Origin of the sequence: Variovorax sp. KBW07 (assembly GCF_003852515.1) — a bacterium.
Classification (GTDB): Bacteria; Pseudomonadota; Gammaproteobacteria; order Burkholderiales; family Burkholderiaceae_C; genus Variovorax.
Genome location: NZ_QAJK01000228.1, coordinates 1 through 5,995, shown reverse-complemented (window position 1 = coordinate 5,995; position 5,995 = coordinate 1). Strand labels below are relative to the sequence as shown.

The 5,995-nt window shown below is 67.4% G+C and carries 7 protein-coding genes; 3 read left to right on the top strand and 4 right to left on the bottom strand.

The window, feature by feature from the left end:
* Positions 1-81: 81 nt before the first annotated feature.
* Positions 82-885 (bottom strand): enoyl-CoA hydratase-related protein, encoded by an 804-nt coding sequence (locus DBV14_RS32315; RefSeq protein WP_124466081.1) that lies wholly within the window; start codon positions 883-885, stop codon positions 82-84.
* Between the two features lie 151 nt (positions 886-1,036).
* Between DBV14_RS32315 and DBV14_RS32310 the strand changes: the two genes are divergently transcribed.
* Both DBV14_RS32310 and DBV14_RS32305 read left to right on the top strand, forming a co-directional pair.
* A complete protein-coding gene (locus DBV14_RS32310) occupies positions 1,037-1,639 on the top strand; it encodes a phenylacetic acid degradation protein PaaY (RefSeq protein ID WP_124466078.1) in 603 nt (200 codons plus the stop codon).
* A gap of 78 nt (positions 1,640-1,717) precedes the next feature.
* On the top strand, positions 1,718-2,383 hold the full coding sequence (locus DBV14_RS32305) for a TetR/AcrR family transcriptional regulator (protein WP_124466076.1): 666 nt from the start codon (positions 1,718-1,720) through the stop codon (positions 2,381-2,383).
* Here the strand turns inward: DBV14_RS32305 and DBV14_RS32300 are convergent.
* Complete coding sequence (locus DBV14_RS32300; protein WP_124466073.1) at positions 2,344-3,168, bottom strand: SDR family oxidoreductase; 825 nt, start codon at positions 3,166-3,168, stop codon at positions 2,344-2,346. The genes DBV14_RS32305 and DBV14_RS32300 overlap by 40 nt on opposite strands.
* Positions 3,169-3,298: 130 nt before the next feature.
* Between DBV14_RS32300 and DBV14_RS32295 the strand changes: the two genes are divergently transcribed.
* A complete protein-coding gene (locus tag DBV14_RS32295; protein ID WP_124466070.1) occupies positions 3,299-3,868 on the top strand; it encodes a TetR/AcrR family transcriptional regulator in 570 nt (189 codons plus the stop codon).
* Between the two features lie 38 nt (positions 3,869-3,906).
* Here DBV14_RS32295 and DBV14_RS32290 read toward each other — a convergent pair whose 3' ends face one another.
* On the bottom strand, positions 3,907-4,944 hold the full coding sequence (locus DBV14_RS32290; RefSeq protein WP_124466067.1) for a VWA domain-containing protein: 1,038 nt from the start codon (positions 4,942-4,944) through the stop codon (positions 3,907-3,909).
* On the bottom strand, positions 4,941-5,930 hold the full coding sequence (locus DBV14_RS32285) for a DUF58 domain-containing protein (protein ID WP_124466064.1): 990 nt from the start codon (positions 5,928-5,930) through the stop codon (positions 4,941-4,943). Before DBV14_RS32285 ends, DBV14_RS32290 begins: the two co-directional genes overlap by 4 nt.
* Positions 5,931-5,995: the final 65 nt, after the last annotated feature.

Sequence of the window (5,995 nt, the reverse complement as noted above, 5' to 3'; positions counted from 1 at the left end):
GCAGAGCACGCCGTCGGCGCGTGCGTGGCCCTGAACAGCAGCGCTAAAAACCCGACAACGAACAGAAGAACAAGTCATGACCTAGCGATCCGTGAACACGGGCGCACGCTTCGCGCGGAAGGCTTCGACGCCCTCGCGGTAATCGTTGGCGTTGCCCATCTCGCGTTGGATGCGGGCCTCTTCGGCGAGTGCCGTGCCCAGGTCCATGTCTTGCGCGGCAGCCATCGCTTCGCGGGTCGCTACCAGGGCGCGGGTCGGCATGCCGGACAGCTTCGAGGCCAGCGCGGCCGCCGTTTCGGCCAAGGCCGCGTCGTCCACGCACTGCCAGATCAGGCCGATGCGGGCCGCTTCTTCGGCGGGCAGCTTGTCGCCCAGCATCGCAATGCCGAGCGCGCGCGCCGAGCCCACCAGGCGCGGCAGCAACCACGTGCCGCCGGTGTCCGGCACCAGCCCGATCTTCGTGAAGGCCTGAATGAAACTGGCCGAGCGCGCCGCCACCACCAGGTCGCAACACAGCGCGAGGTTGGCGCCCGCTCCGGCGGCAACGCCGTTCACCGCTGCAATCACCGGCACCGGCATCGAGCGCAGGCGGGCCACCAGCGGGGCGTAGTACGTGGAGATGACGTGGCCCAGGTCTTTGGGCGCGGCACCCGGCGTGGGGTCGGGCGCGACCGATGGGTCGGCCAGGTCCTGGCCAGCGCAGAAGGCGCGGCCGGCGCCGGTGAGCACCAAGCAGCGCACGCCTTCGTCCTGCGCGGCCAATTCCAGCGCCGCCATCAGTTCGGCGTGCAGTTCCGTCGTGAAGCTGTTCAGCGCCGCGGGGCGGTTCAGGCTCAGCGTGCGTACGGCGCCGACGTTGCTGGTGAGTACCAAAGGATCACTCATGGCTCGTGTTTCTCATCCTGTGTGGGGGCGGACCGGCTCGCAAACACTATTGACCGACCGTTCGGTTGATTTTAGGATCGAGCTCAATCGCAGCACAAGTGGGGTTGATTCAGGGCAAACCCTGAGCCCCCGGAAAAAGGAGACAGACCGAATGCCCAGCTATTCCATCGACGGCGTGATTCCCGTTGTCGACCCGAGCGCGTACGTGCACCCCACGGCCGTGCTGATCGGCGACGTGATCGTCGGACCCCGCTGTTATGTGGGGCCCTGCGCCAGCCTGCGCGGCGACTTCGGCCGCATCGTCTTGCAAGAGGGCTCGAACGTGCAGGACCACTGCTGCGTGCACGGCTTTCCCGACAACGACACGGTGATCGAGGTCAACGGCCACATCGGGCACGGCGCGATATTGCACAGCTGCATCGTGCGGCGCGACGCGCTGGTGGGCATGAACGCGGTGGTGATGGACGAGGCCGAGATCGGTGAACAGGCCATCGTGGCGGCCTGCGCCTTCGTGCCGGCCGGCATGAAGGTGCCGGCGCGTTCGCTGGTGGCGGGCATTCCGGCCAAGGTGAAGCGCGAGCTGAGCGCGGAAGAAATTGCCTGGAAGCTCGAAGGCACGCACACCTACCAGGCGCTGACGGTTCGCAGCCTGGCGAGCCTGCACGAAGTGGCGCCGCTCGCGCAGGTGGAGCCCGACCGGCCGCGCCTGCCGGCCACCGATGTGCGCTCGCTCATTGCCACCAAGCGCAACTGACGGCAGCTGAAGACGTCGCTCGCGCTTCGTGCAAGATCGCGCGTTGCCCCCAACCGCTCACTCCAGGAACCCGACCCGATGCCGCGTGGAAGATCCGCCACCTACGACGACCAGCGTGAACTGATCCTTGCGCAGGCCGCCCAGCTGTTCGCGCGCCGGGGCTATCCCGCCACGTCGATGAACCAGGTGGCCGAGGCGTGCAACCTCTCGAAGGCCACGCTCTATCACTACTACAAGGACAAGAGCAGCCTGCTGATCAGCATTGCCGAGACGCACGTGTCGAAGCTGGCGGCGCTGGTGGCCGAGGAAGAAGCCTCGACCCATACCGACGAGCAGCGGCTGCGCCGCTTCATCTACCGCATCGTCGAGGAATACGCCGGCGCGCAGGACGCGCACCGCGTGCTGACCGACGATGTGCGCTTTCTCGAAGAGGCCGACCGCGAGCGCGTGCTCGACAAGGAGCGCGAAGTGGTCGCGGGCTTTGCGCGCGCCGTGTCGGCCTTGCGCCCCGGTGCGCCGAGCGACGACCTGGCCAAGCCGCTGACCATGCTGCTGTTCGGCATGATCAACTGGATGTTCACCTGGATGAAGCCCGACGGAAAGCTCGACCACGCGGCCATTGCGCCGGTGGTGGCCGATCTGTTCCTGGGGGGCATCGGGGCCGTCAAGTCGCCGGACTACGCGGCGATCGAGGCCAGCGCCGCTCAGGCCGCGGCAGCCAAGGGCAGGGCGGCGGCCGAGTAGCGCGCCGCCGGCTTGCCGGTTTGCGAGGCGGTGAACAGCTTGGCGCCCGCATCGGTAAAGGCACTGAGCAGCGCGGCATCGTTCACCGAGGGCAGGGTGATCGCCTCGCCGATGTCGAGCCCGGCCAGCGCGGCATCGACACAGTCTTCGGCGGCCATGATGGTGCCCTCGGCCAGCGTCGTCATCGGCACGCCCGACAGCTCCCAGATGTCGGTGGCCGTGGCCGCCGGCAACACCAGTTGCACCTTCACGCCGGTGCCCGTCACCTCGTCCTGCAGGCCGCGCGTGAACGCCACCACGAAGGCCTTGGTGCCGCTGTAGATGCTGCTGATCGGCAGCGTGTGAAAGCCCAGCACCGAGCCGACGTTGACCAGCGTGCCGCGGTTGCGCGCCTTGAAGGCCGGCAGCACGGCGTGGCTCAGGCGGGTCAGGGCGTTGACGTTCACGCCGAGCATGGTCTGCATCTGCGCGGCGGAGGTTTGCGCGACGGGTGCCAGCGTCGATGCGCCGGCGTTGTTGACCAGCAGCGTGATGGCGGGATCGGCGGCGACGGCCTGCGCCACGCGTTCCAGGTCGTCGACGGCGCCCAGGTCTGCCACCAGCGTTTGCACCTTCACACCGTACTTCGTGCGAAGCGTTTTTGCGATGTCTTCCAGCAGGTCGCCGCGCCGCGCGACCAGCAACAGGTCGTGGCCGCGGCGTGCCAGGCGGTCCGCGTAGATCTTGCCGAGGCCGGCCGAGGCGCCGGTGACGACGGCGGTGCCGAGGGGTGCGTGTTCGCTCATTTCGAATCCATTCAAAAAGTGGGTTGAGTTCAAACATGATGATCATCATGTTTGAGGTGTCGAAGCATGATGGTTATCATGTTTAACGTCAAGCGAGGTCTTGAAGTACCCCGGAACAGGAAGAGGCCACATGCGATACCCAGCAGCGGAAACCGCCGAAAAGCACCAGAAGATCCTGGACGAGGCCTCGCGCCTGTTCAAGGAGCGCGGCTTCGACGGCGTGAGCGTGAGCGAGATCATGAAAGCCACGGGGCTCACGCACGGCCCGTTCTACAACCACTTCGACTCGAAAGAAGCGCTGATGGCGCAGTGCATCACCCACTCGGCGGGCTCCGCGCTGGTCGAGCTCGATGCGGCCGGCGAAACACCCGAAGGCATGCGCGCGTACGTGCGCAACTACCTGAGCTCCGACCACCGCGACGGCCGCGCCGACGGCTGCCTGGTGGCGGCGTTTGCCGCGCAATCGAACAGCGGGGAGGGCGTGAGCGCGTCGTTGACGACGTACCTGAGGTCGGTCATCGACCGCTTCGCCCGCAACTTTCCGTGGCGCGCGAAGAAGAATGCAAGGGGCGATGCCATCCGCATGCTGGCCTCGATGTACGGCGGCGTGGTGCTGGCGCGCGCCGTGGACGACGAGGCGTTGTCCGAAGAGATATTGCGCGAGGTGCTTGCGGGCCTGCAGGCGTTGCCGAAGGCCTGAAGAACGCCTTTGCCATTCAGCGGCCTTGGCCGCTGTGCCTAGAGGATGCGGTTGAACCAGAGCAGCGACAGCCCCGCCGACAGCAGCGTGAGCACCGCCGCGCCGAGAGCGAACAGCGCCGAGATTTCGGTTTCCTTCTTCTCCACGGTGAGCCTGGAGCTCAGCGTGTTGTAGACCTTCTTCAGGTCGCTCGCGGTGCCCGCGTAGAAGTATTCGGCGCTGGTCTTGTTGGCGATGGCTTTCAGCGTGTCTTCGTCGAGCCGCACGCGCATCGACCAGCCTTCGAAGCCGATGGTTTCGCCGTCGACCGTGCCCACGCCCACCGTGTAGATGCGCACGCCACGGTCGGCCGCGGCCTTGGCGGCATCGAGCGGATCGACACCGGTGGTGCGCTGGCCGTCGGTCAGCATGATGATCGCGGCCGAGGTGAACGAGCCGGGCGCCACGGGCGTGAATTCCTTGAGCTTCTTCTCGGTCTGGTCGATGGCCACGCCGCGCTGTCGGCTCGGTGCGCTGAACTGCTCGATGTCGATGCCGGCATCGGGGAACAGCGTGGCCAGCGACACCACGATGGCGTTGCCGGTGGCCGTGGCGCGCTGCAGCTGGAAGCTGTCGATGGCGGTCACCAGGTCGTCGTGGTTGGTGGTGGGCAACTGCGCCACCTGCGCGCTGCCCGCGAACGCGACGATGCCCACCTTCACGCTGCGCGGCAGGTCCTTGATGAAGCTCTTGGCGGCTTCCTGCGCCGCCACCAGCCGGTTGGGCAGCACGTCGGCCGCGCGCATGCTGCCCGACACGTCCATGGCAAGAATGATGGTCTGCTGGTTCGACGGCAGCACCACCACCGCCATGGGCCGCGCGGCGGCGATCAGCATCGCGGCCATGGCCAGCAGGAACAGCAGCGGCGGAATGTGGCGCCGCACGCTCTGGCCCGTGCCCATGGCCTCGCGCACGATCGACAGGCTGGCATAGCGCACCGCCAGCTTCTTCTTGCGGCGGATCAGCCACAGGTACAGCAGGACCAGCAGCGGCAACGCGGCCAGCAGCCAGAGGAATTGAGGCCAGAGAAAAGTCATGCTGCCACCGCCTTCACGCCAGCCATGCCGATGCGCGTGCGGCGCTTGCGCAAATCGGCAAATCGAACGATGGCTTCCACCAGGTCGTCGCTGGTCGACAACTCGAGCGCGTCGACGCCGGCCTTGGCGAGCGCGGCGCGCAGCGTGGTTTCGCGCTCGGCCGCCAGGCGCGCGAAGCGCTTGCGAAAACCGGCATCGTGCGTATCGACCCACAGCTGCTCGCCGGTCTCGGCGTCGCGCAGCGGCACCAGGCCCAGGTCGGGCAGCTCGAGTTCGAGCGGGTCGAACAGGCGCACGGCGATGACTTCATGGCGCTGCACCAGCTGGCCCAGCGGTCGCTCCCAGCCGGGCTCGCTGAGGAAGTCGGACACGACGAACACGGTGGAGCGGCGCGGCATCAGGGTGGCGGCGGATTTGAGCAGGTCGTCGAGGCGGGTCATGCCTTTTTGCGTAGGTGCGGCCTCGGCCTTGTCGGCACGGCGCTCCATGGCGTGCAGCAGGTGCAGCACGTGGCGCCGGCCGCTGCGCGGTGGAATCACGGCCTCGAGGTCTTTGCCGTAGACGAGCGCGCCGACCCGGTTGCCGTGCCGCGTGAGCAGCCGCGCGAGCACGCCGACGAAGCCGGCCGAGATTTCGCGCTTGGCCTTGAGGCCCGAGCCGAAGTCGACGGAGCGGCTGAGGTCGAGCACGAACCAGGCAGCCATTTCGCGGTCTTCGGTGAAGACGCGCACATGAGGGGTTTGCAGCCGCGCGGTGACGTTCCAGTCGATGTGGCGCACGTCGTCGTGGTGCTGGTATTCGCGCAGGTCGGCGAGGTCGAGGCCGGTGCCGCGCATGAGGGTTCGGTAGTCGCCCTGCAAGAGGCCATCGAGCCGGCGGATGACGGTCCATTCGAGCCGTCGCAGTGCGCGTTCGGCCCCGCCGGCTTCGAGTGCGAGCCGGTCGTCGTTCGCGGCCTCGGGGGCCTTGCGCCACCAGCTCTTCATTTGAGTGTCCAGCGGGCAGTGTGGGCGGGGGGCGGGGGCGTTCTTTGTGCGTGCACAGGACACCG